Genomic DNA, 13,550 nt, shown 5'->3' with positions numbered 1-13,550 from the left:
TGAGTTCTTTCAGTACAAACATGTGTGCGCAAAAATTCTTGTCAAGGTGCCTACGTAAGTTGTTGTATTTTGTCGGTTCTTTTTAGAACCTAGATATGAATGTGATACGCTATTTCTTTTAGGGAGATTCTGTGAGGGTCGCAATTGCGGGTGCCAGTGGCTTTGTTGGCAAGGCCCTTGTCGAAGTTTTAAAAAAGGATCACGAAGTCGTGGCCTTAAGTCGTTCGGTGAATAAACAGCCGGACTCGAAAGTGCAATGGCGCGAGTGTGATCTTTTTAGTCTGCTTGATGCCGAGAAGGCGTTAAGCGATGTCGATGTAGCAGTGTATCTTGTTCACTCCATGCGTCCTTCTGCGCATCTAATTCAGGGAACCTTTGATGATTTAGATTTGATCGTCGCCGATAATTTTGTTAGAGCCGCCGAAAAAGCCGGAGTAAAACAAATTATTTACCTGGGTGGCATGAGACCCGATGATACGGATGAAGTATCGCCACATTTGCGCAGTCGTTGGGAAGTCGAACAAGTATTTAGAAAAAGCTCTGTGCCTACAACCGTTCTTCGCGCCGCGATTATTCTTGGTGCGGAAGGATCTTCATTCCATATCATGACTCGTTTAGTAAGGCGTTTGCCCGTGATGTTGTGTCCAGCTTGGACACGTACTCAGAGTCAGCCCATGGCTCTAAAGGACATTGTTTTTAGTCTCAGTCATTGCGTGGGAAATAAAGAATATTTCAATCAAGTTTTCGATGTTGGGGGACCTGAAGTCGTCAGTTATTCCTCGATGATGCTAAAGATCGCGAAGATTTGCGGTCTTCGTCGCCGAATTTTTCGTTTTCCTTTGGTTACACCAAAGCTTTCGACACTTTGGGTGTGTTTAATTACGAAAGCTCCTAAAGCTTTAGTGCGTCCTTTGGTAGAAGGTTTAAAAGCGTCTCTTATCGTAAATCCAAAAAGAGCGTTGCATATTCCAGGTTATCATTTCATGAATGTGGAGGAAGCTCTTACGGAAGCATTGAAAGATTACGACGAATCTAAAGCTCCTCTGGCATTTCAAGGAACGCCCTCACGTCGGCATGTCGTTCGTTCGGTGCAAAGAATCTCTTTACCTAAAGGGAAAACGGCAGAGAGTGTCGCTAAAAGCTATCAAGAATTTCTGCCGAAGATGCAACCGGGATTCTTGAAAGTTGAAGTGAAAGATAACTGGATTTATTTTTGCTGGCGCTTTCCATTAGTTCGTCTTTTGGTTCTAGAATATGCTCCTCAGCGCAGCTGGTCCCATCGACAACTTTTTTATGTGCGCGGCGGACTTCTAGCGCGCAAGACGGTTCGTGGTCGTTTAGAATTTCGTGAAGTTTTGGGCGGAGAGTATGTGATTGCGGCTATTCATGATTTTGAACCGCGCATACCTTGGTATATTTATAGATGGACGCAAGCTCTCTTTCATCTTTGGGTAATGAATCAATTTGGTGCATACTTAAATAAAAAGGAGAGGACATCGTGACAAATACAACTCACTCGACATTGATCGGCTACATCCTTTGGATTTTTGGTTTTATGGGAGCGCATCGCTTTTATTACGGTAAACCGATCACGGGAACTATCTGGTTCTTTACTTTAGGTCTTTTGGGAGTCGGTTGGTTGGTGGATTTATTTTTAATTCCATCAATGGATCGCCAAGCCGATCGTCGTTATAAAGCAGGACGAGTGGACTATAACATCGCCTGGATTCTACTTACTTTTTTAGGCTACTTTGGCGTTCATCGTTTTTATATGGGAAAATGGGTGACGGGCCTTATTTGGTTTTTCACTGGCGGCCTTTTCTTTTGCGGGTATCTTTTTGACTTCTGGACATTGAATGAACAGATCTCTGAAGTGAATGGAGTGGGATAAAAATGCTTTCAAATATTTTTGTGGGAGTCGTTGCTGTTCTTCATTTTTATTTTCTGTATTTGGAAATGTTTCTTTGGACGAAGCCTTTGGGATTAAAAATCTTTAGAAACACGCCGGAAAAGGCGAAAGAGTCAGCAGTTCTTGCTGCCAATCAAGGACTGTATAACGGTTTTCTAGTTGCGGGACTTATCTGGAGTCTTGTGCATCCAGATCTTTTATTCAGTTACCAGCTAAAACTTTTCTTCTTAGGTTGTGTGATTGTCGCAGGCATTTATGGTGCCGCGACGGTGAGTAAGCGTATTTTTTACGTTCAAGCCGTTCCTGCTATTCTGGCTTTGGTTTTTACGTTGGTGATGAAGCCTTAATTGCTTCCAGAGGCAAAGAAGAAGGTTTGGGTTTTTCAAGGGCCCAAGCCTTTATTTTTTCTAAAGCCCAAGCTAATCCGGCGGAACTCCAGACTATAATGATCGCGTCAAAGGGCACGCGGAACCGATTTTCTGATTTGAAAAACCACACAGTAAAAAACAGTGTCAACATCATCAAAGCAGCGACTTCGGTGAAGGAATCCTTTTTGCGTGAAAGGCTTAAAGCGCCGATAAGAGCAAAAGGAAGAAGTCCATATAAAAAGAATATCTCCCAAGGATAATACCAGGTCTTCATCGGTGTTTCGGCAATCGGCCACAGAGTATTTCCTGCAAAAAGATAGTAGATATAGCGGAAACTAGAAAGAAGAACGGCCGGATTTTCTTCAATGCATTTAAATCCTTCTTTCCAGAAGTAAGCTTGATCGGTGAAAGGGCGAGGCCATTTTTTAAAAGTTCTTTCTCCTAAAACTCCAAAGAGCGGAGACATCCAGCGCGCACCCCGGGAGTCGCGATTGTCTTTAGAAGGACATTTTCCTTCAACAAAGTTAAGGGCTCCTGCGGTAGGTCCCAATTGAGGTTTGTCGTAGTGAATTCCGGTCCAAACAACGTGGGGAATCACGACGATCAAACAACCCACAGCGAGCATACTGACTTTGAGAAAAGCGGCCGAAAGATTTTTGCGATCCCGATAAAGAAGCCATAGAGAAAACGCCGGAATAAAGAAAGCGTGATTGCCTTTAAAATAAAATGCAAAGGCCAGCAAAAACCCGATGATAAAAAATCCTGTCAGCGTTTGGCGTTTCAGAACTTTGAGTATGCACCAAAGAGTGAAGGTTATTAAAAAGGCATACGTCATTTCGGCCATATGCATAGAGGCCAATGCTGCTAAAGGGATATGAGTGCTGGCGACAAGCAAGCTGATCAGTCCTGCTGTTTTTCCAAAGCGTTCACGTACCATAAGAAAAATCAAAAAGACCACGCCCCAAGATAAAAATACCTGCAACCAGTTCAAAAGCGGAAACCCGCCTAAGTGACGAACCCACAAAGATAAAAGCGTATAGCCAATGGGCTGAAAGGTTTGTGTTGTTTGGTAAATGCCACGGTCCAACTCCCAACCGCGATCAAAGTACATTCCCATGTCAGAAAATAAACTCATTTGTGGGGAAGACATGATAAACACGAACCAGAACCGAAGAAAAAAGGCGCCCGCTAAAAAAATCATCACGGCAACACGCTCTGGATTTTGCATCGTGGGTAACTTTCCATAAACAGCTAAGCCCAACGAAATCATAAGAACTGTCAGTCCCAGTGCGAAGGGCCATTCGGTCCAATCAACATCAAGAATAACGCCGTAGTTTCCTCCAGAGGTGCTGCCGGCGATATACCATGTCGTCGGTTGGTTTAATATCGAAGCTGTATTGCGAAGAATAACACCGTCTTTATTATTGCAGACTGCATTTTGATTGGATGGAAAATTCCATTCTCCATGAGAAGTGCTGAGCTGATGAACGCAGTTAAATGTGCGCAAATGAAGACGCTTTGGTGCGACAAGCATAGGCTCTGTATCAAAATTTAACCAATAAAGACCATCTTGATGAGGGCGGTGATAAACCGTCGAGGGCGCTTGATCCGTGGAATCCAAATCAGGATGAATGAAGCGAATATTTTTAGGCTGGGGTGTTACGAAAGAGAACCACGACAGCGTGAGAAGAATTCCGCAAAGACCTGCAACAAAAAACCAATTCGTCGGAGAAAACTTTTTTCTTATTTCCATAGAGTCTGGACTATCTACAGAAATAAGTGTTTTGGCCTCAAGTTACGAAAGCTTTAGTGAACAAGTCGTAATAAAGTTCCGCCGTGAAGGAAGATCAAAACGAGATAAGGAATCGTGATCGGTCCTAGAACGCCCCAATGCTTCGGATTGTGAAACAGATGGAGGCCTGTAATAACAAAAATCAGAGGCGCAAAAACTGTCAGGCTTAGTGGCACTGCGAAACCTAATAAGAGAAAAGCTCCGAAAAATATTTCGACAAGTTTTACTATGGGCATGATGAATTTCGTTTCAACGCAGGCCTCAACAAATCTGTCGATAACCGGTCCCGAAGGCGGAATTTTCACCCAATAAAAAAAACCATTGAGTCCCCAAAAGACCATTTGCAATCCAAAAGCCCAACGGAAGATAATCTCGATGTATTCACTCATGTGTTTAGTCTATATGAAAGGATCAAAAGTATGAAACTCTATTTTTCACCAGGCGCGTGTTCGTTGGCTCCGCATATTATTCTCGAGGAGCTGGGCCTTAGCTACGAAGCAGAGTCCGTCGATCTACGCACAAAGAAAACCTCCAAAGGTGACGACTATTTCAAGATCAATCCCAAAGGTTCCGTTCCTTCAATGGATTTGCCTGACGGCGGACTTCTTACAGAGTGCGCAGTGATTTTACAATTTTTGTGCGACAAAAAGCCTGAAATGAATTTGATTCCAAAAGTAGGATCTCCGGATCGTTATCGTTGTTTGGAGTGGATGAATTACGTAGCAACTGAAATGCATAAAGGTCTTGGCGCTCTGTTTGCGACAGAGAGAATGTTTCCGAATAATCCATCAGGTGCTCAAGACTACCGTGACGGCATTCTCCTTAATATGGAACGTCGTTTTGCATTCTTAAACAGTCACTTCGAAAATAACAGTTTCTTGATGGGACAAACTTACACGGCACCTGACGCGTATTTATTTACTATTCTAGGATGGGCTAATTTCTTGAAGGTGGATCTGTCAAAACACGCTCACCTTTTCGGTTTTATGGAAAGAATGATGGGTCGTCCAGCGGTGCAAAAAGCCATGAGAGCAGAAGGTCTTTTAAAATAGTCTCGTGATTCTTGCCACTGGACTTCGCGAAACCTCCCTGAAAACTCAAGCTCTTTGGTAGTTTGAATCAATGGGGAGGTTTCTGCATGGATTCGGATCTCGCGAAGTTAGACCGGGAAATTATCAATAACGATGTGTACAACCATTTAGCGGAACGCTGGTATGAGGCGCAAGACGATCCCATCGCCCTCTTACGAAACCAGCACAAGTTAGAACTCCCATGGATCTTGGAAGAAATCCGTCGCAATATAGGTTACCGTGCAGAAATCCTCGATATGGGATGCGGTGGAGGATTTCTTTCAAACGATTTGGCTTTAGCAGGTCACAGTGTCACCGGAATTGACCTTTCAACCTCCAGTTTAAAAGTAGCCGAAAAGTACGATCGAACACACACGGTACGCTACATGCAGGGTGATATTTACCAAGTGCCATTTCCAAGAGAGAGTTTCGATGTTGTGGCGGCAATGGATGTTCTCGAACACGTGTCTGAGCCGAGCAAAGTGATTGCCGAAGCTACACGAGTTTTACGCCCCGGTGGACTTTTCTTTTTCAACACCTTTAACAAAAATCCATTATCGTGGCTTATTGTGATCAAAGGGATGGAATGGTTTGTAAAAAACACACCGAAGGACAATCACGTCTATTCGCTATTTATCGATCCAAATAAATTGCGCGACTGGATGGATGACGTGGGCCTGGAGTTGATGACCCTTCGAGGCATTCGGCCCGTCTTCGCACAGAAAGCATTCTTTCAACTTTTGCGAAGTGGAGTTGTTCCTAAAGACTTTCGTTTTAAATTCACAAAGCATCCACTCATCGCCTACACAGGCTACGCAAAAAAAATGCGTGAGCATTAAGGACTTTTTGATTTCAAAAAAGAAACTTGTGGTTCTCTAAACAAGAGAATATAGACTCTCGCTATGAGCGTATCTGTAGTTTCGAGATACATGAGCCTTTTGATGGTGGGTCTCATGGCGGGTAATTCCCTTGCATTCGTGTTAGGAATGGGGACTGCCATGGAAAAGCTTTCAATGGGATCTTACATTGAACTTCGTCAGTCCATGGATACAACATTCTCGGCGTGGGCTCCGCTTTTTTATATTCTTATCACAGCTTCGATTGCTTCTAATTTGTATTATCTGCGCAGAGCATGGAGAACTTTGGAATTCATGCTTGTCGCCTTTGCCTTGGTCTGTGTTCTTGATGAGGCTGTTATGACTTGGGCAACTCATTCTTGGCAGCTCATGACGCCGTTGTCAGATTGGGATGACATTCGCTCGCAATGGCTTCGTTTTATGTATATTCGAAGCGCACTGCTGGTCTCGGGTTTTGGTCTTTTGCTTGCTTCAAGCTTCTTTATGAAACGGTCTCTGTCTTCCCCGCGAGATGTCTTTGCTGTCGTTTAGGAATATTTGTCTTGTCTGACGAATCACCTAATGAATGTTTTTTCACTTGCGAATAGTCTTTTAAGAATTTCGGCAAATCTGTTTTTCCTGTCGCATAGTAATCTTCAAGGATCAGTGTTTTTGCATCTTCCTGAGGCCAGCCCAACTGATCTTTGAGATACGTGTAGGCCGTTTCAAAAAGGCTCAGTTGCGAAATTCCAAAGGACTGAGCATAGCGAGTCGTTAAGAATTCATTGAAGTCAAAAAATTCCCAGAAGAAGGATTTATCTTCACGAGTTTGTGAACGTTCTCGCAAGATATTCACAAACTTTTTAAAGACACCGCTATTGGCATAAAGATCCCAATACTTTGAAAAGCGATTCATCTTTTGCAAAGTTTCAAAATCCATATTCTTGTTGCGCAAAATCTGGAATGGAGGATGAGAAGAGTAAACCATCTCCCACTCTTTATCGTGACGGGCAATCGGAGCACCCTTAAGGCGCTTTAGGATTCCTACTTGAATTTCATGAGGTTGAAGTTCCGCCAAGGTATCAAAACCTTTTCCGAAACTGACAAGGTCTTCACCCGGAAGACCCGCAATTAGATCCGCATGAGTGTGCACGCCCGTTTCTGAAGCGAGAAAGCGGAAGTTGTCTTTCACTTTTTCATAGTCATTACGACGACTCACAAGATGTGCCACTTCGGGATTCCAGGTTTGAATACCGATTTCAAACTGCAAAGCCCCTGGAGGGAATTGTTTGATCAAATCGCGAATTTCCACCGGCAAACGATCCGGCACCATTTCAAAATGCAGGAAAAGACCCAAATGAATGCGATCCAAGAAGAACTGTAAGATCGTTGTGCACGTTGTAGGGCTTAAATTGAATGTACGGTCGATAAATTTAAATTGCCTCGCACCACGGTCTAAAAGTTTTTGCATCTCTTGCAGGAACTCTGTCAGTTCAAAGTTGCGCACGGCTTTGTCTAAAGATGACAAGCAGTATTCGCAGCGATATGGGCAACCCCGAGACACTTCGACGTAGATCACGCGGTTTTGAATGTCTTCATCGGTGTAAAGACCATAAGGTGTTTTGATTTTTTTAATATCAGGCAAAATCCCAGCCACGATTTTTGTGGAAGGAAGGACGCCGTTATCTAAATAATTTTTGCAGAACTCGTAAAACAAGAAATCCGCTTCACCTTTAATTGTGAAATCTGCGATTTGGCAGATGGGGTTGGTTTCTGATTCGTGACTGACCTCAGGACCTCCCAAAACCACAACTGTTTCGGGGCTGATTCTTTTTAATAACGACACAAGTTCCAAAGACTCCTGCGCATTCCAAATGTAAACGCCAAGGCCAATAATCTTTGGTTTTTGACGCAATAAAACCTCTGCGACATCGCGAGGATCGCGTTGAATGGTGAACTCCATAATCTCGGCACGGTCTTGGAGTTCTTCAAGGTTCGCCATGAGATAACGAAGCCCAAATGAGCTGTGCGGATACGAAGAGTTCAGGGTCACGAGTAGAATGTCTTTATTCATAGAAGGGCATCTTAGTGCATGTTGAAAAAATAAGCGAATTGTCTTTGCCAACATGAGGACAAAAAAGATACCATTACTTTGCAGTAACAAAAACCATGATGGTTTTTGTATATTTCAAAGGATTGAATTATGAAAATGGCCGCTCTGGCACTTTTATTCGTTGCATCGAATGCAATGGCCCACGTTCCTTCACTTGAAAGTTTCCAAACCAAACCCATTCTTGCAGATCTGAAGGACCTTCGCGCCTTAAATATTCCTGTTCTCGCAAAAGACGAGAGCGTGGAAGTAGGATACGCGATTGTCACTCCGCTGATGCAGCAAAGAATTCAAGAGCGTGCGCACAGTGTTGGCAAGTGCGGTGGTTTTGAAGACCTCAGCACAGATGTGATGTTGCAGTCCAACGGCTTTGATAAAATGCTCAGCGAGATGGCAAAGATCAAAGAGAAAAATGATCTTTACGAAAGAGCGCCATTTAAAATTCTTTCTTTAGAAAAAAATACGGGCATTGAATCTGCCTTAGCGGAAGTTAGCGAAAACAATCTGCGCAGCTATGTTCAATGGTTGTCTGCATTCCCCAACAGATACAATCGCGATTCACAACCTAACAAACACATTGTGGAAATGAAGCAGCGTTTGGAAGCCATGCTTTCCAATGCAACGATTCCTTACGAAATTTCTGAAATCACACATTCTTCAACGCAGCAAAATTCTTTACGTGTGCGTTTGGTGGGAAGTGCAAGACCTAATGAAATCATCGTTTTGGGCGGTCACCTAGATTCCATCAATCAATCTTGGGGCGGGGGAAAAGCAGCTCCCGGTGCTGATGACAATGCTTCTGGTTCAGCGAACTTGATCGAAGCATTGCGTATCTTGATGAACAAAACTCAACCAGAGCGCACTGTGGAATTCTTCTGGTATGCAGGCGAAGAGTCGGGCCTTTTGGGCTCTGCTGAAATTGCAAAGCAATATAAGGCAGAAAAGAAAGACGTCGTTGCAGTTCTTCAATTGGATATGACATTGTTCCCAGGTTCTGGTGAACTTGTGATTGGCAGCATGACAGATTTCACAAGCGCTTGGCTTCGTGATTATTTAAAAGCGATGAATGACACTTATTTGCATGCACGTATTGTTGACGATAAGTGTGGATACGGTTGCAGTGATCACGCTTCGTGGAACCGCCAAGGCTATGCAGCGTTGATGCCGTTTGAAGCGACTTTCCGTGCAAGCAATCAGAAGATTCATACAGCAAACGATATTATCAGCCCTGATTCCAACTTTAAGCATTCAGCGGTTTACACAAAAATCGCTCTTGTAATGGCAATGGATTTGGCAAACAGCCAAGCGCGCCAACCATACTAAAAATACAAAGGCCTGACGAGCAGGAAGCTCGTCAGGAAGGCCGCACAGGATAGCCAGCCTATGAATCACCGAGAGTAGCTGTAAAAAATATCAAACCATTTTCTCCAAACGCTTCACGCTATTCTTAACGTCTTCGACGACCTCGTCATAATTCGCATCTTTTCTTCCCAGCAAATACACCGTGTGTTTCCAGTAACCACTCTTAGGGCCAATGGTTGTTAAAACTCCGGATTTTACTTCGTCGTAAACATAGGGAACGGGAAGAAAGCCGACACCGGCGCCATCAATAATCGCACGGCCCACCACAGACATCACATCACTTTCAAAAACGACTTTTTTACGCGCTTTGATTTCTTGAAAGAATAAATCTGTTTCATGGCGCAATTTCATTTTGTAAGACGGGATGATGAGTCCCCACGGAACTGCATTTAAAAATTCCAAAGCGGATGTGCCCTTAGAAATGCGAATCTTCAACTCTTTTAGATTTTGTGTTGAGACAAGCAAATTCACCGGCATACTCGCGGAAGCAAACTCTTTCACATCTTCAGAGTAAATCGGTTTATTTGTTAACACCAAGTCGATGGATTGACTGCGCAATTGATTGATCAAATCCTCGGAAGGGGCAGAACTTACGAAAAAAGTTTTTTCAACACCGCGTTTACGTTCTTTAATGAGTGGACTTAAAAGATCGGCAATAAAAGGACGCTCCACTTGATCTGTAACACCGATACGAATTCTTTGGCTTTGTTTTTCGGATGGAGAGCGTAAGCTTTCTGCGAACTCGGCAGCGACGTCGAAAATTTTTTTACAGTAGGCAAAAGCGCGTTCTCCCTCAGGAGTGAGTTGCAAGCGTCGACCTTTTTTCTCGAATAATTTTTGATCTATGGAAGATTCGAAAACTTTTAATTGTGAACTTAATGAAGGTTGGCTGATATGCAGATATTTTGCGGCGTTACTAACGCCACCTAGCTTTGCCGTTACATAAAAGTAATATAAGTGGTTGTAGTTAAACATGAATCTAGACCCCCTGATGACAAGGCTTTTTCAGAGCCTTTTTGGAACTAGCCTTTCGCTGCAGCTCTGTAAGTATCGAAGTCTTTTAGAGTTTCCTCTAGGAAGCTGCGCGAATACATAACTTTATCCTAAGTATACCATCAAAATTATATATTTAAAGAAATTGTTGTTCTCAACGATAATAAGAAAAGAACAAGGAGGTAGATCATGCAAACAGACATCTACTACAGAGACATCACTAAAACTGAGAACCTTGAAGCTTATTTATTAGAAAAAGTGGAAGGGGCCATTGAAGACTTCTTCAAATATGATAGTGGTGCTCACCTCACAGTGCGAGTCGAATCGGATCGTCACCGAACGTCCACTCGCAAACCTAGTTACATCTGTGAGGTCATCTTAAAACCATCGCGTATGCGCACAGTGATTAAAGTGCGTAAAACCGATGAGAATTTTAAGGCGTGTGTAGCTAAAACGGTTTCTGCATTGAAAGTTATTCTTAGCAAAAGATCCTCTAAAAAAGCTCAACATCACAGACGAGACCCGATGTTGAACTTTGAACCACTTCCTGAATCTCAGGGAGTGGCTTAAGAAATAGTTGATAATCAACCGAGGCCGAAGGAGCAGCTTATGAATACTCTTCTTAAAAAAATTCGTGACAGAATAAAATGGGATAAAAGAGTAAGCATGGCTGACCTTGATATCGTCGTCCGTGGAAGTGTAGTCATTGTCAGTGGCTTTGTTGACACTTCCTACAAAAAGAATGCAGCGCTGGAAGCGATCTCTGACACAGAAGGCGTATGGGCCGTGGAAGATCGAATCATAGTTCCAGCAGATTATTATAGAACGGACGAGGAAATTACCAACATCCTTGAGTCACAAATGGCGGAAATGATCAAAATCGGCGGAGAGCATATCGAAGTCGAAGTGATCGACGGCATCGTCAAACTTGATGGTGAAGTTTACCGTCCAAGACTTAAAGCGATGGCGGTCGCATCGGCATGGGAGCTCTCCGGGGTGCGGGATGTCTTAAATTTCATTGAGATTAAAGACCCTCCCCGAAGAGTCCCTGTTACTGTAACCGATGAAACCCTAGTCAAGGAGGTGGCTTGATGAGAGTACACACAGACTAATATGCGGTCCTTTTCCCATCCCTCCATGTACGGGCGCCTGCAAGAGGCGCCCTCATCTTTTTAAGGGCTTACGGGCGACGGCATTCGCCGCGTTCTTGGCAAGACATCAACTGCTTACGAAGTTCCATCATTTCATCAAGAGAATATCCTAACGTCATATCGAAACCTTTTTCTAGGCCGCCGTCTTGAGAGATCGAAATAAATTTCTGAACTTGGTTGAAGTTCTTTTCACTCAAATCGCAATCTTGTCCACCGCATGTGACGTGCAACTTACGACCTGCACCCAAAGTTTCTAAGAAACGTTTGCGCTGTTCTTTAGCTTTTTTCAAAGCTCCCCCCAAACTGTTCCAGCATTTGACTTCCGCAATAACAACGGCGGATTGATTCGCGTTGCGGAAAACGATCACGTCTAACTCGCCGATCACGCGCTTTTCGCTACCGTATTGGATGCCTGTAGTAACTGTGTATTCAGGAGCTTTATAGATTTTTTCTAGATTAAGCTTAGCCACCTGCTCGCACACGGTGCCCGTGATGAAGTATTTTTCACCAGAGTCCTGCAAAGCTTCAAAAAGTGGACGGATGTCCTTGGCGTGAGCTGTAGAAACAGACAATAATAAAGCAAATACGTATTTCAACATGGATTTTCCCTCTTAAGGGAAGAACTAACATTGGATCCCGATGGCGGGCAAACAGGCTGGTCGACTATGAAAAAAATCTTAATTCTCAACGGCAGTCCCTCTGGAAATAAAGGGAACTGCGCTCTGTGGATCAAAGCCATTGAACCCTTCTTTAAAGGACAGGGTTCCGTAGACGTTGTTCACTTAGCGAAAACCTCCTATGGACCGGCGCTTAGAAAAAAGATTGAGAATTCCTCGGGTGTGATTTTTGTCACAGGGACTTATTGGGATTCGTGGGGAAGTCCTCTGCAGAAGCTTTTAGAAGACATGACGGACCTGGAAGCGTCAGTGGCACTCATGGGAAAACCCTGCGCGGTGTTCGTACTGATGCACTCCGTGGGAGGAAAATCCGTGTTGTCCCGTCTTCAAGGAGTTCTCTCGACAATGGGATTCTTAATTCCTCCAATGAGTGGAATGGTTTATTCGCTGGTTTCAGATATCGCTTTAAAATCAAAAAGCACACACGCCAAAGATTTCTGGCAAAAAGAAGACGTCGAACTGATTTTAGAAAACTTCCTGAAAGCCTGTGATTTAAAAATCAATTGGAGCACCTGGCCCGTCGACAAAAAAGATCCTAAGAGACAGTGGCTTAAATAAAAAAAGGGACTGGCTTAAAGCGCAGTCCCCTTTTGGTGAAAAAAGGTACCTGGTACCTTTTTTCTAAGTCATTGATTTCGTCAAATCGCGAACTTTTTTAGCTGCGTAGTTTTCTGAAACGAAGTTCCAGTTTACTTGCGACCAGAAAGTCTCAAGATATTTTTGACGAAGGTTTCTGTAATCAACGTAGTAAGCATGTTCCCAAACGTCAGCCACTAGCAATGGAGCCGGGCCGTTGTTTGTGAATGGAACTGCTGCGTTGGAAGTAGAAACCAGGCTCAATTTGCCAGAGGCATCTGTGCAAAGCCAGATCCAGCCTGAACCGAAAGTTTTAACACCGCCGTCGACGAATTTTGCTTTAAGCTCATCCATAGAACCGAAATCGCGTTTGATCGCAGTTTCAAGATCTGCAGAAGGTTTGCCACCTTGACCAGCCGGAGACATTCCGAACCAGAAGAAAGTGTGATTCCAAGCTTGAGCCGCGTTGTTGAACACGCCGCCAGAAGAAGTCAGAGTGATCTCTTCAAGGGATTTTCCTTTAAGAGAAGCATCTGTTTCAGCAAACTTATTCAAGTTGTCGATGTAAGCTTTGTGGTGTTTGTCGTAGTGGTAAGTCATTTGTTCTTCATTGAACAAAGGAGCAAGACCGGTTTTTGCGTATGGTAGAGTAGGTAGTTTGAACATGTACGCCTCCTATTGTTTAGTCTCAATTGAAACTATAATG

16 protein-coding genes are annotated in these 13,550 nt (G+C 43.6%); 10 read left to right on the top strand and 6 right to left on the bottom strand.

What is annotated here, in order from left to right; all coding sequences use genetic code 11:
* Positions 1–131 precede the first annotated feature (131 nt).
* From AAAA78_RS17095 to AAAA78_RS17085, 3 genes are read left to right on the top strand one after another with little or no spacing between them, the layout of a single operon-like run.
* The gene (locus AAAA78_RS17095) at positions 132–1,502 is read left to right on the top strand and encodes an NAD(P)H-binding protein (RefSeq protein WP_340593328.1); all 1,371 of its coding nucleotides are present in this window, start codon (positions 132–134) and stop codon (positions 1,500–1,502) included.
* On the top strand, positions 1,499–1,891 hold the full coding sequence (locus AAAA78_RS17090; RefSeq protein WP_340593327.1) for a TM2 domain-containing protein: 393 nt from the start codon (positions 1,499–1,501) through the stop codon (positions 1,889–1,891). The genes AAAA78_RS17095 and AAAA78_RS17090 overlap by 4 nt, the downstream gene beginning before the upstream one ends.
* 2 nt (positions 1,892–1,893) lie before the next feature.
* The gene (locus tag AAAA78_RS17085; protein ID WP_295903814.1) at positions 1,894–2,256 is read left to right on the top strand and encodes a DUF1304 domain-containing protein; all 363 of its coding nucleotides are present in this window, start codon (positions 1,894–1,896) and stop codon (positions 2,254–2,256) included.
* On the opposite strand, the gene AAAA78_RS17080 is transcribed toward AAAA78_RS17085, so the two are convergent.
* Complete coding sequence (locus AAAA78_RS17080; protein WP_340593326.1) at positions 2,234–4,030, bottom strand: glycosyltransferase family 39 protein; 1,797 nt, start codon at positions 4,028–4,030, stop codon at positions 2,234–2,236. The genes AAAA78_RS17085 and AAAA78_RS17080 overlap by 23 nt on opposite strands.
* A 53-nt stretch (positions 4,031–4,083) precedes the next feature.
* A complete protein-coding gene (locus AAAA78_RS17075) occupies positions 4,084–4,458 on the bottom strand; it encodes a hypothetical protein (protein ID WP_340593325.1) in 375 nt (124 codons plus the stop codon).
* A 30-nt stretch (positions 4,459–4,488) separates the two neighbouring features.
* Between AAAA78_RS17075 and gstA the strand changes: the two genes are divergently transcribed.
* The 3 genes from gstA (at position 4,489) to AAAA78_RS17060 (ending at position 6,527) form a co-directional block, all read left to right on the top strand.
* Positions 4,489–5,121, top strand: a complete 633-nt coding sequence (gene gstA, locus AAAA78_RS17070; RefSeq protein WP_340593324.1) for a glutathione transferase GstA — start codon at positions 4,489–4,491, stop codon at positions 5,119–5,121.
* A gap of 86 nt (positions 5,122–5,207) precedes the next feature.
* Positions 5,208–5,978 carry a bifunctional 2-polyprenyl-6-hydroxyphenol methylase/3-demethylubiquinol 3-O-methyltransferase UbiG gene (ubiG, locus tag AAAA78_RS17065; RefSeq protein WP_340593323.1) on the top strand — a complete coding sequence of 257 codons (771 nt, stop codon included), beginning with the start codon at positions 5,208–5,210 and terminating at the stop codon, positions 5,976–5,978.
* Between the two features lie 63 nt (positions 5,979–6,041).
* Complete coding sequence (locus AAAA78_RS17060) at positions 6,042–6,527, top strand: DUF1772 domain-containing protein (RefSeq protein WP_340593322.1); 486 nt, start codon at positions 6,042–6,044, stop codon at positions 6,525–6,527.
* Here the strand turns inward: AAAA78_RS17060 and AAAA78_RS17055 are convergent.
* Complete coding sequence (locus tag AAAA78_RS17055) at positions 6,478–8,049, bottom strand: B12-binding domain-containing radical SAM protein (protein ID WP_340593321.1); 1,572 nt, start codon at positions 8,047–8,049, stop codon at positions 6,478–6,480. The genes AAAA78_RS17060 and AAAA78_RS17055 overlap by 50 nt on opposite strands.
* 129 nt (positions 8,050–8,178) lie before the next feature.
* Between AAAA78_RS17055 and AAAA78_RS17050 the strand changes: the two genes are divergently transcribed.
* Positions 8,179–9,408 (top strand): M20/M25/M40 family metallo-hydrolase, encoded by a 1,230-nt coding sequence (locus AAAA78_RS17050; RefSeq protein ID WP_340593320.1) that lies wholly within the window; start codon positions 8,179–8,181, stop codon positions 9,406–9,408.
* Between the two features lie 90 nt (positions 9,409–9,498).
* Here the strand turns inward: AAAA78_RS17050 and AAAA78_RS17045 are convergent, their stop codons facing one another.
* Positions 9,499–10,422, bottom strand: coding sequence for a LysR family transcriptional regulator (locus AAAA78_RS17045; protein WP_295903787.1), 924 nt, complete (start codon positions 10,420–10,422; stop codon positions 9,499–9,501).
* Positions 10,423–10,629: 207 nt separating this feature from the next.
* On the opposite strand from AAAA78_RS17045, the gene AAAA78_RS17040 reads away from it, so the two are divergent.
* Positions 10,630–11,010: an HPF/RaiA family ribosome-associated protein gene (locus AAAA78_RS17040; protein WP_295903784.1), complete on the top strand. Its 381-nt coding sequence runs from the start codon at positions 10,630–10,632 to the stop codon at positions 11,008–11,010.
* Positions 11,011–11,049: 39 nt separating this feature from the next.
* Positions 11,050–11,532, top strand: coding sequence for a BON domain-containing protein (locus AAAA78_RS17035; protein ID WP_340593318.1), 483 nt, complete (start codon positions 11,050–11,052; stop codon positions 11,530–11,532).
* Positions 11,533–11,620: 88 nt separating this feature from the next.
* On the opposite strand, the gene AAAA78_RS17030 is transcribed toward AAAA78_RS17035, so the two are convergent.
* Positions 11,621–12,190 (bottom strand): hypothetical protein, encoded by a 570-nt coding sequence (locus AAAA78_RS17030; RefSeq protein ID WP_340593317.1) that lies wholly within the window; start codon positions 12,188–12,190, stop codon positions 11,621–11,623.
* Between the two features lie 66 nt (positions 12,191–12,256).
* Between AAAA78_RS17030 and AAAA78_RS17025 the strand changes: the two genes are divergently transcribed.
* The gene (locus AAAA78_RS17025) at positions 12,257–12,826 is read left to right on the top strand and encodes a flavodoxin family protein (protein ID WP_340593315.1); all 570 of its coding nucleotides are present in this window, start codon (positions 12,257–12,259) and stop codon (positions 12,824–12,826) included.
* Between the two features lie 63 nt (positions 12,827–12,889).
* Here the strand turns inward: AAAA78_RS17025 and AAAA78_RS17020 are convergent, their stop codons facing one another.
* Entirely contained in the window at positions 12,890–13,510 is a 621-nt protein-coding gene (locus tag AAAA78_RS17020; protein WP_295903770.1) for a superoxide dismutase, read from the bottom strand.
* Positions 13,511–13,550: the final 40 nt, after the last annotated feature.

The sequence above is a fragment of the Bdellovibrio sp. BCCA genome (assembly GCF_037996825.1).
In the GTDB taxonomy this organism is placed as follows: Bacteria; Bdellovibrionota; Bdellovibrionia; order Bdellovibrionales; family Bdellovibrionaceae; genus Bdellovibrio.
This window is presented reverse-complemented; position numbering and strand designations above follow the sequence as displayed.

Coding starts and splice junctions, on each gene's coding strand:
- AAAA78_RS17085 (WP_295903814.1), top strand. CDS start 1,894: ATGCTTTCAAATATTTTTGTGGGAGTCGTTGCTGTTCTTCATTTTTAT.
- AAAA78_RS17080 (WP_340593326.1), bottom strand. CDS start 4,030: ATGGAAATAAGAAAAAAGTTTTCTCCGACGAATTGGTTTTTTGTTGCA.
- AAAA78_RS17075 (WP_340593325.1), bottom strand. CDS start 4,458: ATGAGTGAATACATCGAGATTATCTTCCGTTGGGCTTTTGGATTGCAA.
- gstA (WP_340593324.1), top strand. CDS start 4,489: ATGAAACTCTATTTTTCACCAGGCGCGTGTTCGTTGGCTCCGCATATT.
- ubiG (WP_340593323.1), top strand. CDS start 5,208: ATGGATTCGGATCTCGCGAAGTTAGACCGGGAAATTATCAATAACGAT.
- AAAA78_RS17060 (WP_340593322.1), top strand. CDS start 6,042: ATGAGCGTATCTGTAGTTTCGAGATACATGAGCCTTTTGATGGTGGGT.
- AAAA78_RS17055 (WP_340593321.1), bottom strand. CDS start 8,049: ATGAATAAAGACATTCTACTCGTGACCCTGAACTCTTCGTATCCGCAC.
- AAAA78_RS17050 (WP_340593320.1), top strand. CDS start 8,179: ATGAAAATGGCCGCTCTGGCACTTTTATTCGTTGCATCGAATGCAATG.
- AAAA78_RS17045 (WP_295903787.1), bottom strand. CDS start 10,422: ATGTTTAACTACAACCACTTATATTACTTTTATGTAACGGCAAAGCTA.
- AAAA78_RS17040 (WP_295903784.1), top strand. CDS start 10,630: ATGCAAACAGACATCTACTACAGAGACATCACTAAAACTGAGAACCTT.
- AAAA78_RS17035 (WP_340593318.1), top strand. CDS start 11,050: ATGAATACTCTTCTTAAAAAAATTCGTGACAGAATAAAATGGGATAAA.
- AAAA78_RS17030 (WP_340593317.1), bottom strand. CDS start 12,190: ATGTTGAAATACGTATTTGCTTTATTATTGTCTGTTTCTACAGCTCAC.
- AAAA78_RS17025 (WP_340593315.1), top strand. CDS start 12,257: ATGAAAAAAATCTTAATTCTCAACGGCAGTCCCTCTGGAAATAAAGGG.
- AAAA78_RS17020 (WP_295903770.1), bottom strand. CDS start 13,510: ATGTTCAAACTACCTACTCTACCATACGCAAAAACCGGTCTTGCTCCT.